The sequence below is a fragment of the Pseudomonas sp. MF09150 genome (assembly GCF_059862355.1).
This window is the reverse complement of record NZ_JCBCUS010000007.1, coordinates 336,703-350,070: the sequence shown is the minus strand read 5'-3', so window position 1 is coordinate 350,070 and position 13,368 is coordinate 336,703. Positions and strand designations below refer to the sequence as shown.

Genomic DNA, 13,368 nt, shown 5'->3' with positions numbered 1-13,368 from the left:
GCTCAATGCTCCTGGGCGCGGTAGGCGCCCGGGGTCAGGCCGGTCCACTTCTTGAAGGCCCGATGAAAGGCCGAGGGCTCGGAAAACCCCAGCTGCTCGGCGATCTGTTGCAACGACAGGTCGGCCCGCCCCAGGTGATAGATGGCGATATCGCGCCGCAACTGATCCTTCAACTCCTGAAAACTCGACCCTTCTTCACGCAGGTGCCGGCGCAGGGTCTGTGGGCTGATGTGCAGTTGCCGGGCCACGCTTTCCAGGTCTGGCCAGTGCTCGCTGTCGCGACTGAGCAGGCGGCGTAGCTGGCTGCTCAGGCTGTCGCCAGGGTCCGGCCGCGACAGCAGGTCGGCCGGCGAGCGTTCAAGAAAATGTTTGAGGGTCCGTTCGTCCTGCAGCAATGGCAGGTCCAGGTAGCGGCTGTGGAACAGCAGGCTGCTGTGCTCGGCGCCAAACACCAGGGGGCAGGGGAACAACAGGTCGTATTCGGCACCGTGCCCGGGCCGGGGGTAGCTGAAGGTCGCCTGCTCCAGGCGAATCCGTTGGCCGACCAGCCAACTGCCGAGGCGATGCCAGATCACCAGCAGGCTTTCGCTGAGGAAGTGATCCGGGTCCCGCAGTTGACTGTCGTCCAGGCTCAGGCGGGTCATCTCGCCTTCACGACTGAGGCTCAGGCGCGGGGCCTGCGGGAATAGGCTATAAAATAATAAGCCGCGATTGAGCGCCTTCCCCAGGGTCCGGCAATGAATCAGCGCGTGGCACATCATGGCGAAGGTGCCGCGCTTGCTCGGTTCGGGCGCGAACCCCAGGTATTCATCATCCAGCGCTTGCCAGAGCAATTGCAGCAAGCCGCTGAACTGCTCGGGGGCGATGCGTGCCCTGGGCTCGTTGAGCAGTTCGGCGCTGATGCCCACCTGTTGCAGCAGCGCCGAGCAGTCATGGCCCCGCCGACGCGCGCCGCCAAGAGCGGCACGGGCGAAATGACTGGCGATGGTGCGTTCGCGCATGCGGGCTGATCCGTCCATTGAGTGGCGGATGGTAGTCAGCGGGCGCAGGTCGGACAAGGCGGATATCCGCCAAATTGTAGGACGAGCGAGGGGCAATGGGCGGAAATCCGCCATGTCGAGCCCCGGCCAAGAGTCCGAGTGTTGGGTTGTGACCCTGATGTCTAAAGGCCTCCAGGGCATTTTCAGCAAGGTGGCACGGGCTTTGCGATAAGGCCGATAGAGATGCCTGCGCGCAGCTCGACAAAACAAATCCCTCCAGTGCAGGAGGGTTCGCACTTTAGGCGTCGTGTGCATCGATGGATGATGTTCACCGGGGCTTTTGAGGAACTTTGCAATGACGACTCGTCAGCCACTGTACAAATCCCTGTATTTCCAGGTGATCGTTGCCATCGCTATCGGCATCCTGCTCGGTCATTTCTACCCGCAGACCGGCGTCGCCTTGAAGCCGCTGGGTGACGGGTTCATCAAACTGATCAAAATGGTCATCGCCCCGATCATCTTCTGCACCGTTGTCAGCGGTATCGCCGGCATGCAGAGCATGAAATCGGTCGGCAAGACCGGCGGCTACGCGCTGCTGTACTTCGAAATCGTCTCCACCATCGCGCTGCTGATCGGCCTGGTCGTGGTCAACGTCGTTCAGCCGGGCGCCGGCATGCACATCGACGTCGCTACCCTCGACGCTTCGAAAGTCGCTGCCTACGTGACGGCCGGTGCTGACCAGAGCATCGTCGGCTTCCTGCTCAACGTGATCCCCAACACCATCGTCGGCGCTTTCGCCAACGGCGACATCCTGCAAGTGCTGATGTTCTCGGTGATCTTCGGTTTCGCCCTGCATCGCCTGGGTGCCTACGGCAAGCCGGTGCTGGACTTCATCGATCGCTTCGCCCACGTGATGTTCAACATCATCAACATGATCATGAAGCTCGCGCCAATCGGTGCCCTGGGCGCCATGGCCTTCACCATCGGTGCCTACGGTGTCGGCTCGCTGGTGCAGTTGGGTCAACTGATGATCTGCTTCTACATCACCTGCGTGCTGTTCGTGGTGGTGGTACTGGGCGCCATCTGCCGCGCTCACGGTTTCAGCGTGCTGAAACTGATCCGCTACATCCGTGAAGAGCTGCTGATCGTACTGGGTACTTCCTCGTCCGAATCGGCTCTGCCGCGCATGCTGATCAAAATGGAACGCCTGGGTGCCAAGAAGTCGGTAGTCGGCCTGGTGATCCCGACCGGTTATTCCTTCAACCTCGACGGCACGTCGATCTACCTGACCATGGCGGCCGTGTTTATCGCCCAGGCGACCGACACCCACATGGACATCACGCACCAGATCACTCTGCTGCTGGTGCTGCTGCTGTCCTCCAAAGGCGCTGCGGGCGTGACCGGTAGTGGCTTCATCGTGTTGGCGGCCACCCTGTCGGCGGTTGGTCACCTGCCGGTGGCCGGTCTGGCACTGATCCTGGGTATCGACCGCTTCATGTCCGAAGCCCGTGCCCTGACCAACCTGGTGGGTAACGCCGTGGCCACCCTGGTGGTTGCCAAGTGGGTCAAGGAACTGGACGAAGACAAGCTGCAGGTCGAGCTGGCTTCCGGTGGTCGTGGTATCTCCGACACCCGTGAAGAAGATGACCTGGGCGTGGCCGAAGGCCCGGCGCCAAGCATCCTCAAATAAAGCTGTGTGTTAATGAAAAACCCGCTGCGGCGGGTTTTTTATTGCCCGCATTTCGAGCGCAAGCGTCAGCCCGCCTGAGCGTTGCGGTAATTGCCGGGTGGGCATCGGCTGCCTACTCTGTGGGCAGTCGATCTTGAGTCAGGAGGGTTCATGCACGGTCCGTTGGCGACACTCAAAGTTCTGGATTTCTCCACCCTGCTGCCGGGGCCCTTCGCTTCGTTGCTGCTGGCGGACATGGGCGCCGACGTAGTGCGCATCGAGTCACCGACCCGCATGGACCTGCTGCGGGTGCTGCCACCCCATGATCATGGGGTCTCCGCCAGCCACGCCTACCTCAACCGCAACAAGCGCAGCCTGGCCCTGGACCTCAAGCAGCCGGAGGCGCTGGAAGTGGTCAGGCAACTGGTGCTGGATTACGACATCGTCCTCGAACAGTTTCGCCCGGGGGTGATGGAGCGCCTGGGGCTGGGGTATGAGGCGTTGAAGGCACTCAACCCGAAGTTGATCTACGTCTCGATTACCGGCTACGGCCAGACCGGCCCCTACCGGGAGCGTGCCGGGCACGATATCAATTACCTGGCCCTGGCCGGGCTGGCCAGCTACACCGGGCGCCAGGACAGCGGGCCATTGCCGCTGGGGATTCAGGCGGCGGATATTGCCGGTGGTTCGCTGCACGGCGTGATCGGTCTGTTGGCGGCGGTGATCGCCCGTCAGCACAGCGGCGTCGGGCAACACCTGGATGTGAGCATGACCGACTGCGCCTTCAGCCTGAATGCCATGGCCGGCGCCGGTTATCTGGCATGTGGCGTCGAGCCGCAGCGCGAGGATCAGATGCTCAATGGCGGCAGCTTTTACGACTACTACCGCAGCCGTGACGGTCGCTGGTTGTCGGTGGGCAGCCTGGAGCCCGGATTTATGCAGGCCCTGTGCGACGCCCTGGGCCGGCCGGAATTGGCAGCTCAGGGCCTGTCGCCCAGGCCTGAGCAGCAGCAAGCCTTGAAACAGGCGCTGCAGATCGAGTTCGAGAAGCGCGACTTTGCCGAGCTCTGCGAGTTGTTTGCCGCCCTGGATGCCTGTGTCGAACCGGTCCTCAGCCTTGCGGAAGCGCTGGAGCACCCGCAGTTGCAGGCGCGGCAACTGGTCAGCCAGGTGCCCCGTGGCGACGGCAGCGCGCAGGCGCAGATGGCCTGTCCGCTGAAGTTTTCCCAGGGCTTGCCCGAGCCGCGGCATATCGGTGCTGCGGTCGGCGCGCATTCCGAGCAGGTGCTCCGGGAGTTGGGCTACAGCCCTGAGCGTATTGACCAGCTACGCCGGGCCAAGGTGACTCTGTAGCGCAGCCGGGCCTCATTCCACCCGCATTTCACCGCTAAACACCAGGGTGTGCCGGCAGCGTCGGCACAGGTAGCGCCGGCCCTGGCCGACCAGGCTGTGACGTTGGGCGGAAAACGGGAAGTCGCTGTCGGCACAGGGGCAGCGGTAGATATAGCGGGTCACGCGACGCCGCTGGATCTCATAGGTGTGGCAGCGGTTGGGCGGCAGTTCGTACACGCCGCGCATGATCAATTGCCATTCTTCGCCATGGGGCTGAATGCGTTCGCCGAACAATTGATGGGCGATCAGGTGCGCGACCTCATGAGCCACGGTCTGCTTGAGGAAGTCTTCGGTGTTTTCCCGGTACAGCTGCGGGTTGAAGCGCAGCAGGTTCTCGTGCAGGTGCGCTACGCCGGCCTTCTGGCCACGCAACTTGAGGCTGACCACGGGACGTTTGAAAGGTCGTTTGAAAAAGGATTCAGCGAGTTGGAAACAGTCTTCGACGCGGGTATTGAGTTGCTCGGGCATGCTTAACGGCTCTCCAGAGGTGTCGAGTATGCCGCAAAGCCCGGGGTTTCCGAATCGTCCAGGCGCCGAATGGTCATGCCGGCCCACCAATTAAAAGGCCGCCTTGCGGCGGCCTGTGTTGGCAGATCTGGTTTTAGGAGATGAATGGCGTCTGTTACTGCCTCAGTTGGTGTAGACCGGGCCGACACCCAGGCCCCAGACGATCACGGTAAACGCCATGATCGCCACCAGCACGACCAGCCCAACGGCCAGTACCGAGCTGGAAAACAGAAAACCCTCGTCCGATGGAATGTTCATGAAGGTCGGCAGCCCCACATACAGCAGGTACACCGTGTAGCAGATAGCCGCCGTGCCGATGATCATGCCCAGCCACATATGCGGGTACAGCGCCGCCAGGCCGCCGACGAACAAGGGCGTCGCGGTGTAGGTGGCAAAGGCGATGCAGCGGGCCAGGCTTGGGTTGGCGTCGTAGGTGCGGGCCATCCAGTGCACGAAGGCGCCCATGACGGCCACGCCGCCGAGCATGGCCAGGTAGGACATGATGGTCATCCACAGTGCGCTTTCCACGGTGAGCATCACCGGGGCTCGACTGCCGATGACCCAACCGACCTGGGTGGTGCCGATAAACGCGGAAACGGCCGGTATGGCCGCGAGAATCAGGGTGTGGGTGAGGTACATGTGGCTGATGCTTTCTTCCTGGTCGCCACGGATTTCTCGCCATTCTTGATCAGGGTGGGTGAAGAGGCCCACGACGTGATGGATCATATTCAGTCACTCCTTTGTTATTGCCATCGCCCCCCAGCGGAGCGCCTACGGGCCAATAGGCCAAGTAAGTGAAGGTCTGTATGTGTGTGCGACCTTATGTCGCAGTATAGGAAGGACTTGCTGGCGTGGCTGCGGGGGGTTAGAGCAAATCGCGCTGTAAAGGGAATGCGTAATCGCCGAAGAGTCTTGGCCGTTGCAGCTCTTCGCCCAGCGCGGATTTTTTGCGTAAAATACCCGGCTTTTCGTCACACACCTCGCGGATTCCAGCGCCATGGGCACTCTTACGGTCAACCAGAACAAACTGCAGAAACGCCTGCGTCGCCAGGCGGGCGAAGCGGTCGCCGACTTCAACATGATCGAAGACGGTGACAAGGTCATGGTCTGCCTGTCCGGCGGCAAGGACAGCTACACCATGCTCGATGTGCTGCTGCACTTGCAGAAGGTGGCGCCGATCAAGTTCGACATCGTTGCGGTGAACATGGACCAGAAGCAGCCGGGCTTTCCCGAGGATGTGCTGCCGGCCTACCTCAAGACCCTGGGCGTGGAGTACCACATCGTCGAGAAAGACACCTATTCGGTGGTCAAGGAGCTGATCCCGGAAGGCAAGACCACCTGCTCGCTGTGCTCGCGCCTGCGTCGCGGCACGCTGTACACCTTTGCCGATGAAATCGGCGCGACCAAGATGGCCCTCGGTCATCACCGCGACGACATCATCGAGACTTTCTTCCTCAATATGTTTTTCAACGGCTCGCTCAAGGCCATGCCGCCCAAGTTGCGGGCCGATGACGGGCGCAATGTGGTGATCCGGCCCCTGGCCTACTGCAACGAGAAGGACATCCAGGCCTACTCCGACCTCAAGCAATTTCCGATCATCCCCTGCAACCTCTGCGGCTCCCAGGAGAACCTGCAGCGCCAGGTGGTCAAGGACATGCTTCAGGAGTGGGAGCGCAAGACCCCGGGCCGCAGCGAAAGCATCTTCCGCAGCTTGCAGAATGTGCAGCTGTCGCAGTTGGCCGACCGCAACCTGTTCGACTTCACCAGCCTGCGCATCGATGAAACCGCCGCCTCGCGTTTCGTCAATGTGCTGAACCTCTGAACCCCAGCCGTCAAGGCCAGGTTCGGGGCGCGGCGTCAGGGATGTACGCCAGGCTGCCGAAATCCCGGGCATTGAACAGGCGTTCACCGTTGTCCGGCAGCGTGCGCAGCACCTGGTGATCGGCCTGCAGGTAGCCCAGGGGCAGGGGTTCGCCATTGTGGTACTGGGCCAGGATCAGGGTGCGTTGCGGGTCCCAGTGCTGGCCGCTGGTTTTCTCCAGCCAGGCCATGAACCCTGCGCTATCGCCGTCGCGGGGGAAATCCTGGGTGTCCTGTAGGTAGTAGAACGGCGCGCCGTGATTCTGCAGGTACAGCGGCAGTTTGTTATCGACCTCCACCATCACCACTCGCCATTGGGCCCAGGGTGCCTGTTTGTCGGCCTCGGCCCGCACCGCCTGGGCGAACTGCATGACCCCGCCACCGCCATTGGTCCAGGGATAGAGCACCCCCAACACCAGCAGCATGACCACGGCAGCCACCGCGAAGCCTTTGCTCCAGCCACGCCCGCCGACCTGTCCGGCGGCTCGGCGCTGGGCAAGGCGTCGGCTCAGCCACCAGGCCGCGAGTAACTGGGCAAAGGGCACCAGCGGCAATACGTAGTAGCTGCGGCGGCTGCCGCTGGCGGTAAAAAACAGCATCAGCAGGCCCAGGCCCCACACCAGCCAGCGCGCATTGGGCTCGATCTGCCGCCAGTGGCGCAGGGCGACCCATAGACCGAGGATCCAGCACGGCGCCCAGGGCAGGGTGTAGACCGGCAGGTAGATCAGGTAGGTGTAGAGCGGGCCGACATGGTCGAACGGGTCGAAAAAACGCACCAGGTTTTCCCGCAGCACCAGGCTCAGGCCGCTGTCGCCCACGCTCGGCTGGCCATACAGATGCGAGAGCAGGAACGGCAACATATAGACCAGCCCGGCGAGCAGCAGGGCCAGGCACAGCCGCAGATTGAGGTGACGCTTCCAGCGCCCGGCGCTCATCAGGTGTGGCAGCAGCACCAGCCCGGGCAAGATGAAACCGATCAGGCCCTTGCACAGCGAAGTGGCCGCCAGTATCAGGAAAAACCCGCAATAGCGACTCAGGCGGGTGTCGTCCGGCCCCCGCCAGTACCACCAGACCGCCGCCAGCACCCCGAACAGGGTCAGAATGTCGGCCGTCGCCACCCGGGCCCAGAAGGCAAAGTAGAAGGTGGTCGCCAGCATCCAGCCGGCAATCAGCCCGGTGCCCTGGCGAAACAAGCGCTCGCCAAGCGAATGGATCAGCCACACGCTCAGCCACGCCGCGATCACCGACGGCAGGCGCAGCGACCAGTTATCCAGCCCGCCGAACAGCCCGCTGCTGGCGGTAATCAACCAGTAGGAAGGCAGCGGCTTGTCGTAATAGGGCATGCCCTTGAGGTACGGGTCGAAGTAATCGCCGCTTTGCAGCATTTGCAGGGCAATGTTCGCCCAGCGGGTTTCCGGCCCCCACAGCTCGCGGCTGCCCAGGCCGAGCAGCAGGATCAAAGCGCTCACACCCAGCAGTAGCGCCAGGGCCTTGTGCTGATTAAGGCTGCGTTGCATGGGGATCGCTCCGTGGTTGGACCCGCGCCAGTTGCAGTGGCTCACAGGCGAATGCCGTCCGGCCGGTTATGGCAAGCAGGGGATTGTGCTCAGGTGAGACGAGTGATCAGGCGGTCAGCGCCGTTGGGCAGGCGCTGACCGTGGGACGACCGGGCTTATGGCGGGCTCTGGGGGAAGATCAGGATCACCAGGTTGCCTTGCTCGTAGCGTTTGCCGCCCAGGGGCAGGCGCTCGACTTCCTGGATCTCCTGCACGTCGTTGACCCGCATGACCACGCCTACCGAGCCTCGCTTCAGGGCTTGGCTCATCCAGGGCTGGATCTGATCCAGATCGATCTTGCGCGGGCTCGAATCCGGGTAGTCGAGGCCGTACCGGAGCTCACCGGCGGTGTTGTACAGCGCCACGTCCGGACGTTGCAGGCGCCAGGCCAGGGCCGACGCCGCCCCCAGGTCATTACTCAGCAGGGTGCTGGTCTGGCGCAGTTGCTCCAGGTGCTGGTTGATGAACTGGTCCGGCATCTTGTTGTGCACCACGCTGGCGGGCATGCCGGGCGGCAGCAGGGCCACCAGCAGCAAGGTCCCCAGGGCCGGCGCAGCCCACAGCGCCAAGGGGCGCGAGGCGGCCAGCAGGTTGGCGATGATCCAGCCCATCAGCATGATGAACACCAGCGACAGGGCGAGCATTTCGTCATGGCCGTACAGCGGCTTGCTGACCTGGATGTAGATCAGCCCCACCAGGGCGCCGACACCGATCACCAGGTTGAGCAAGGCATTGATACGCAGCGCCCGGCCTCGGGCCTGATTGAGCCGATCAATCAGGGTCGACCCCATCAGCAGGGCCAGTGGCAGCAGGCAAGGCATGATGTAGGTCGGCAGCTTGCCGCGGCTCAGGCTGAAAAAGGCCAGGGGCAACAGCAGCCACAGCAAAAGAAAGCCAATGCCGGCCTGGCGCTTGTCTTTCCATGCCTGGAGCAGGGTGCTCGGCAGCAACGCTGCCCAGGGCAGGCTGGAGACCACCAGCAGCGGCAGGTAGAACCACCAGGGGCGGGTGTGCTGCGCGTCCTCGGCGGCGAAGCGGCGAATATGTTCATGCCAGAAGAAGAACCGCCAGAAGTCCGGTTCGTGGGCGTGGATGCTCAGCACCCATGGCAGGCAGACCAGGGCCGCCACCAGCACCGCCAGCGGACCGAAGCGCAGCAGCTCGGTGAAGCGCCGCTGCCAGACCATGTACGGCACGGCGATCAGCACCGGCAGCAGCCAGGCCAGAAAGCCCTTGGTCAGAAACCCCATGCCACAGGCAAACCCCAGCGCCGCCCAGGCCGACAGGCGTTCGCGCAGGGTCTGGCCCTGGAGGGCAAACCACAGCGCCACCAGGCTCAGGTTGACCCACAGGGTGAACTGCGGGTCGAGGTTGGAGTAGCCGGCCTGCCCGGCAATCAGGCCGAAGCTCATGTACAGCAGCGCCGCCGCGAAACTCTTGCGCGGGTCATTCCACAAGCGCCGGGCAAGCAGATAGGCCAGCAGGATGCTCAGCCCGGTACTCAGCGCCGAAGCGATGCGCACCCCGAACAGGTTGTCGCCGAACACGGCCTGGCCAATGGCGATAAACCAATAGCCGGCAATGGGTTTTTCAAAGTAGCGGATGCCCATGAAATGCGGGGCGATCCAGTCACCCTTGAGCAGCATTTCCTGGCTGATCTGGGCATAACGGGTTTCGTCCGGAATCCACAGGCCATGGGTGGTCAATGGCAACAGGTAAAACACGGCGAAGGCTAAAAACAGCAGCGGTAGCGCCCAACGTCTGGTCATGCCCCGCACTCCTGTCGCTGGAGGTGGGGTGATGCCCGTTCCTTGGGCCTGGGGCGTAAAGTCATGCGCATGTCTGTCCTCGGTGTCGGGGGGCAGGTGGTGGATCTGAGGTGCATTGGCTAATAAAGTACACGCCGCGAAAAAAGCAACTAAATACCAGTGGCTTCAAACAAAGCTGTCGATTGGCTGAATAACACTTCGAATGTTTAAAAAGTTCTGCAAGTTACTGCTGGACGTTGTTGAGTGTCGGCGGCCAGTGTTCACTGTTCATTATTCCCAGTACTTTCAACTGTCCATCGGGCTCCACTGCAAGAAACAACGAACTGCTGTACTCGCTGGCCAGGGCGTGTTCGTAACCCAGTTGTTTTTCCAGGTCGCTGATACAGCCGCTGTGAGTGATCAGTATCAGGTTGTGCCGCGGCTGTTTATGCGCCAGCACATCGCTTTTCAATGTAGGGCCGCAACTGGACAGCCATGGCTGGGCCTGCGCGGGCTTGCCGAACATGTACTGCGAGGTCTGCAAGGTGCGGGTCAGGGGGCTGCTCAGGATCTCTGCATTGGCCATGCCCAGCGCGCGGTAAGCGTGGCCCAGCGCAATGGCGGTCGATTGGCCGATCAGGGTGATACCGTCCTCCGGGCCCAGGCAGGGGTGGCTGGAGCGATCGCAGCGCTCGGCATGCCTGACCAGGACGATGACGTTTCCGGCCTGCCAATGCAGGTACAGATGGCTATTGCTCATCTGCCTGGGGTCGCCGAGGTTGACCGGAGTCCGGGGCCACACCACAAACCCGGTGACCAGTATCACCAGTAATACGCAGAGGCTGCCCAGCAATGACCGCTTAACCCGGGAGTTCATCTTGGGCTTCTCTGGAATAGGGGCAGTGGCTCGAGTAGGTCACGCTGTTCGCCTGGTATGGAAGTTGTCGAAAGTTCACGGTTGCGCCGAGCAGTAGTTATGACTTAGTTGGCGGTTTCACCCAGGCGCGGTGTCTGTAAAGCAATCTAAGGCGCTGCAGGTGGGGGATTGGTGAAAGCAATGTGAAAAAATCGAATGCCGATTGCCGGTGGTAAAACCCTCAGAGAGTTGGCGCATCGGCGATGGCCGTTCAGGGCATCGGCGGGCTGGTTTTTTATTGTGTGCAGCGGCGGGCCATGACGTGCCGGCCGGCAGTCCATTGCGAAAGCCCGGCAAAAGTAACGTATTAAAAAGTCGCCATGGCGTTTTAATGCGATCAGTTCAGCTGACTGTCAGCTAGGCCGGCAGCGGGGGGGACGCAGGGGGAGCAGATAGGCGCGGCCCTCGACAAAGGGCCACGCCTGGTGCGGTCGTCAACGAGTGGGGATTGCCCCCTGTCAGTGGTTGACGGTGAAGGCCAGCATGGCCGAAAGCTGGCACAGCGGACGCCCGCTTTGCTCCTGCCACTGGTTGAACACGTCCTGCACCAGGGCCTGATCGCGTTTGCTGCTGGGCACCTTGTCGACGATCTTCTGCGCGTTCAACGCGGCCACCACATCCCAGGTCGGGATAAAGGTGTCCTTGCCCACCATCCGCAGGAACCGCGGTGCCGAAAGGCCACCCATCTGGTTGCCGTGCTTGGCCAGGTACTGCCACAAGCCGACGATGTCGCTGCTCGGCCAGTCGGCAATGAAGTTGCCGAAGCTGCCGTGTTCATGGGCCACATCAAGAATCATCTGCGCATTGCGCGGCACACTCTTGAGCTTGCCGAGGTGGCGGATGATCCGCGCATCCTGCATCAGGCGCTCCAGGTGCTCGGCCCCCATCAGCACCACTTTTTCCGGGTCGAAGGCGAAAAATACCTGTTCGAAGGCCGGCCACTTGGCATCCACCAGGCTGTGTTTGAGCCCGGCGCGAAATACCCGCAAAGCCAGCGTCGACAGGTAGCGATCGGCGCTCAGCGAACGCAGGTAGGCGTCGGAGGCCGGGGTGGGCAGGTGGTCTTCCAGGGCTTTGGCCGAACCGAAGCGGTTAAGACAATATTCGTTCAGCCATTTGTAATCGTGCATGCCTTCTCCATATCGGTTCGAGGGGGCTGGGGCGTTGTACGCGGGCGATGGGACTTGAGGCAGCTCGATGGCCTCCAAGGTTCAATCCTTTGCGGGAGGCCGTGCTGCGAGCTTGAATCAGGCGGGGCTGGCAGTGCCTTCGCCCGCCAGTTTGCGGTTGAGCTGAAAACGCCAGCGCACATACAGCAGGGCCGAGCAGAACAGCGCCAGGCTGGCGAGCATTTCCAGCACGCCGAACAGCTGGCGGTTGGGATCGTAGGCCGCCAGGGCACCCTTGATGAAGTACAGGTTCACCACAAAGCACATCCACGAGTGCCCGCGGGCACTGCCACTGAGCATGCCCGGGGCCATCAAGAGCAGTGGCACCAGTTCGATCAGCAGGATCACCCAGGGGCGCGCGCCGTGCAGGTCGGCCACCAGCAGGTAATAACCGCACAGCAGGCCGACCAGGCCGAGAAAGCACAGCAGGCTGAGGACGCGCGCCAGGCGCACCCGTGGTTCCAGCCATTCGACGGCGGGCAGGATTTTCGGCTTTTTAGCCACGGTTGCTCTCCAGTTGCCGGGCGGTTTTCGCCAGGCGCAGGCCCAGGGCCCGGCACAGGGTGACTTCGTGCTCGTTCAGCGGGCTCTTGCCGTCGGCCCCGGCGTGATGGCTGGCGCCATAAGGCGTGCCGCCGCCACGGGTGTCCAGCAGCGCCGATTCGCTGTAGGGCAGGCCGGTGATCAGCATGCCGTGGTGCAACAGCGGCAGCATCATCGACAACAGGGTGGTTTCCTGGCCGCCGTGCAGGCTGGCGGTGGAGGTGAAGACCCCGGCAGGTTTGCCCACCAGAGCACCGGTCAGCCACAGGTTGCTGGTGCCGTCGAGGAAGTACTTGAGCGGCGCCGCCATGTTGCCGAAACGGGTCGGGCTGCCCAGGGCCAGGCCGGCGCAGTTTTTCAGGTCATCGAGGCTGGCATACAGCGCGCCATCTTCGGGAATGCTCGGCGCCACGGCTTCGCATTCGCTGGAGATCGCCGGCACGGTACGCAGGCGGGCTTCGAGGCCGCCCTGTTCGATGCCCCGGGCAATCTGCCGGGCCATCTCGGTGGTCGAGCCGTTGCGGCTGTAATACAGCACCAGGACGTAGGAGTCGCTCACGGCAGGATCTCCAGCACTTTTTCCGGCGGTCGGCCGATGATGGCTTTGTCGCCGGCTTCGAGAATCGGCCGTTCCATCAGTTTCGGGTGTGCGGCGATGGCATCGATCAACTGCGCCTCGGTGAGGCTGCTGTCCGCCAGGTTGAGGCTCTTGTACTCGTCTTCACCGGTGCGCAGCAGTTGGCGTGCGCCGATGCCGAGCTTGCCCAGCAGGCGTTGCAATTGCGGGGCGTCGAGTGGGGTTTCCAGGTAGCGCACCACGGTTGGAGCCAGGCCACGGGCCTCCAGCAGTTCCAGCGCACCGCGGGATTTCGAGCAGCGCGGGTTGTGATAAAGCGTCAGATCGGTCATGTGCGGGTCGCATCTTGCCTTAGGTGGCGGCTATTCTACCTGCGCCGCGGGCTGTCCTGAACCTTGAGAGGCGATGGGTCGCAGGCAACAGCGGTTTCAGATGATTTTTCAGACAAGGA

Annotated in this window: 13 protein-coding genes; 3 read left to right on the top strand and 10 right to left on the bottom strand. The window is 62.5% G+C overall.

Annotation, left to right across the window (positions count from 1 at the left end):
• Nucleotides 1-2 precede the first annotated feature (2 nt).
• Entirely contained in the window at nucleotides 3-1,001 is a 999-nt protein-coding gene (locus AC19YX_RS25325; protein WP_078470827.1) for an AraC family transcriptional regulator, read from the bottom strand.
• A 334-nt stretch (nucleotides 1,002-1,335) separates the two neighbouring features.
• Here AC19YX_RS25325 and AC19YX_RS25320 point away from each other — a divergent pair, with 334 nt between their 5' ends.
• Nucleotides 1,336-2,670 (top strand): dicarboxylate/amino acid:cation symporter, encoded by a 1,335-nt coding sequence (locus tag AC19YX_RS25320; RefSeq protein ID WP_020295640.1) that lies wholly within the window; start codon nucleotides 1,336-1,338, stop codon nucleotides 2,668-2,670.
• Between the two features lie 150 nt (nucleotides 2,671-2,820).
• On the top strand, nucleotides 2,821-4,002 hold the full coding sequence (locus tag AC19YX_RS25315; protein ID WP_201131993.1) for a CaiB/BaiF CoA transferase family protein: 1,182 nt from the start codon (nucleotides 2,821-2,823) through the stop codon (nucleotides 4,000-4,002).
• 12 nt (nucleotides 4,003-4,014) lie between these two features.
• Here AC19YX_RS25315 and AC19YX_RS25310 read toward each other — a convergent pair whose 3' ends face one another.
• Both AC19YX_RS25310 and AC19YX_RS25305 read right to left on the bottom strand, forming a co-directional pair.
• Nucleotides 4,015-4,509, bottom strand: a complete 495-nt coding sequence (locus tag AC19YX_RS25310) for a SprT family zinc-dependent metalloprotease (protein WP_020295638.1) — start codon at nucleotides 4,507-4,509, stop codon at nucleotides 4,015-4,017.
• A 162-nt stretch (nucleotides 4,510-4,671) separates the two neighbouring features.
• The gene (locus AC19YX_RS25305) at nucleotides 4,672-5,274 is read right to left on the bottom strand and encodes a Yip1 family protein (RefSeq protein ID WP_020295637.1); all 603 of its coding nucleotides are present in this window, start codon (nucleotides 5,272-5,274) and stop codon (nucleotides 4,672-4,674) included.
• 271 nt (nucleotides 5,275-5,545) lie between these two features.
• Here AC19YX_RS25305 and ttcA point away from each other — a divergent pair, with 271 nt between their 5' ends.
• Nucleotides 5,546-6,370: a tRNA 2-thiocytidine(32) synthetase TtcA gene (ttcA, locus tag AC19YX_RS25300; RefSeq protein ID WP_078470824.1), complete on the top strand. Its 825-nt coding sequence runs from the start codon at nucleotides 5,546-5,548 to the stop codon at nucleotides 6,368-6,370.
• 10 nt (nucleotides 6,371-6,380) lie between these two features.
• On the opposite strand, the gene AC19YX_RS25295 is transcribed toward ttcA, so the two are convergent.
• The 7 genes from AC19YX_RS25295 to arsC form a co-directional block, all read right to left on the bottom strand.
• Nucleotides 6,381-7,925, bottom strand: a complete 1,545-nt coding sequence (locus AC19YX_RS25295) for an ArnT family glycosyltransferase (protein ID WP_500607278.1) — start codon at nucleotides 7,923-7,925, stop codon at nucleotides 6,381-6,383.
• Between the two features lie 155 nt (nucleotides 7,926-8,080).
• The gene (arnT, locus tag AC19YX_RS25290; protein ID WP_500607277.1) at nucleotides 8,081-9,733 is read right to left on the bottom strand and encodes a lipid IV(A) 4-amino-4-deoxy-L-arabinosyltransferase; all 1,653 of its coding nucleotides are present in this window, start codon (nucleotides 9,731-9,733) and stop codon (nucleotides 8,081-8,083) included.
• A 223-nt stretch (nucleotides 9,734-9,956) separates the two neighbouring features.
• Nucleotides 9,957-10,589 (bottom strand): lipopolysaccharide core heptose(II)-phosphate phosphatase PmrG, encoded by a 633-nt coding sequence (gene pmrG, locus AC19YX_RS25285; protein WP_078470821.1) that lies wholly within the window; start codon nucleotides 10,587-10,589, stop codon nucleotides 9,957-9,959.
• A 497-nt stretch (nucleotides 10,590-11,086) separates the two neighbouring features.
• Nucleotides 11,087-11,758 (bottom strand): DNA-3-methyladenine glycosylase I, encoded by a 672-nt coding sequence (locus AC19YX_RS25280; protein ID WP_500607276.1) that lies wholly within the window; start codon nucleotides 11,756-11,758, stop codon nucleotides 11,087-11,089.
• Between the two features lie 117 nt (nucleotides 11,759-11,875).
• Nucleotides 11,876-12,301, bottom strand: coding sequence for a DUF2069 domain-containing protein (locus AC19YX_RS25275; RefSeq protein WP_201131989.1), 426 nt, complete (start codon nucleotides 12,299-12,301; stop codon nucleotides 11,876-11,878).
• Nucleotides 12,294-12,899 carry an NAD(P)H:quinone oxidoreductase gene (gene wrbA / locus AC19YX_RS25270; RefSeq protein WP_020295630.1) on the bottom strand — a complete coding sequence of 202 codons (606 nt, stop codon included), beginning with the start codon at nucleotides 12,897-12,899 and terminating at the stop codon, nucleotides 12,294-12,296. Before wrbA ends, AC19YX_RS25275 begins: the two co-directional genes overlap by 8 nt.
• The gene (gene arsC / locus AC19YX_RS25265; protein WP_078470818.1) at nucleotides 12,896-13,249 is read right to left on the bottom strand and encodes an arsenate reductase (glutaredoxin); all 354 of its coding nucleotides are present in this window, start codon (nucleotides 13,247-13,249) and stop codon (nucleotides 12,896-12,898) included. Before arsC ends, wrbA begins: the two co-directional genes overlap by 4 nt.
• Nucleotides 13,250-13,368: the final 119 nt, after the last annotated feature.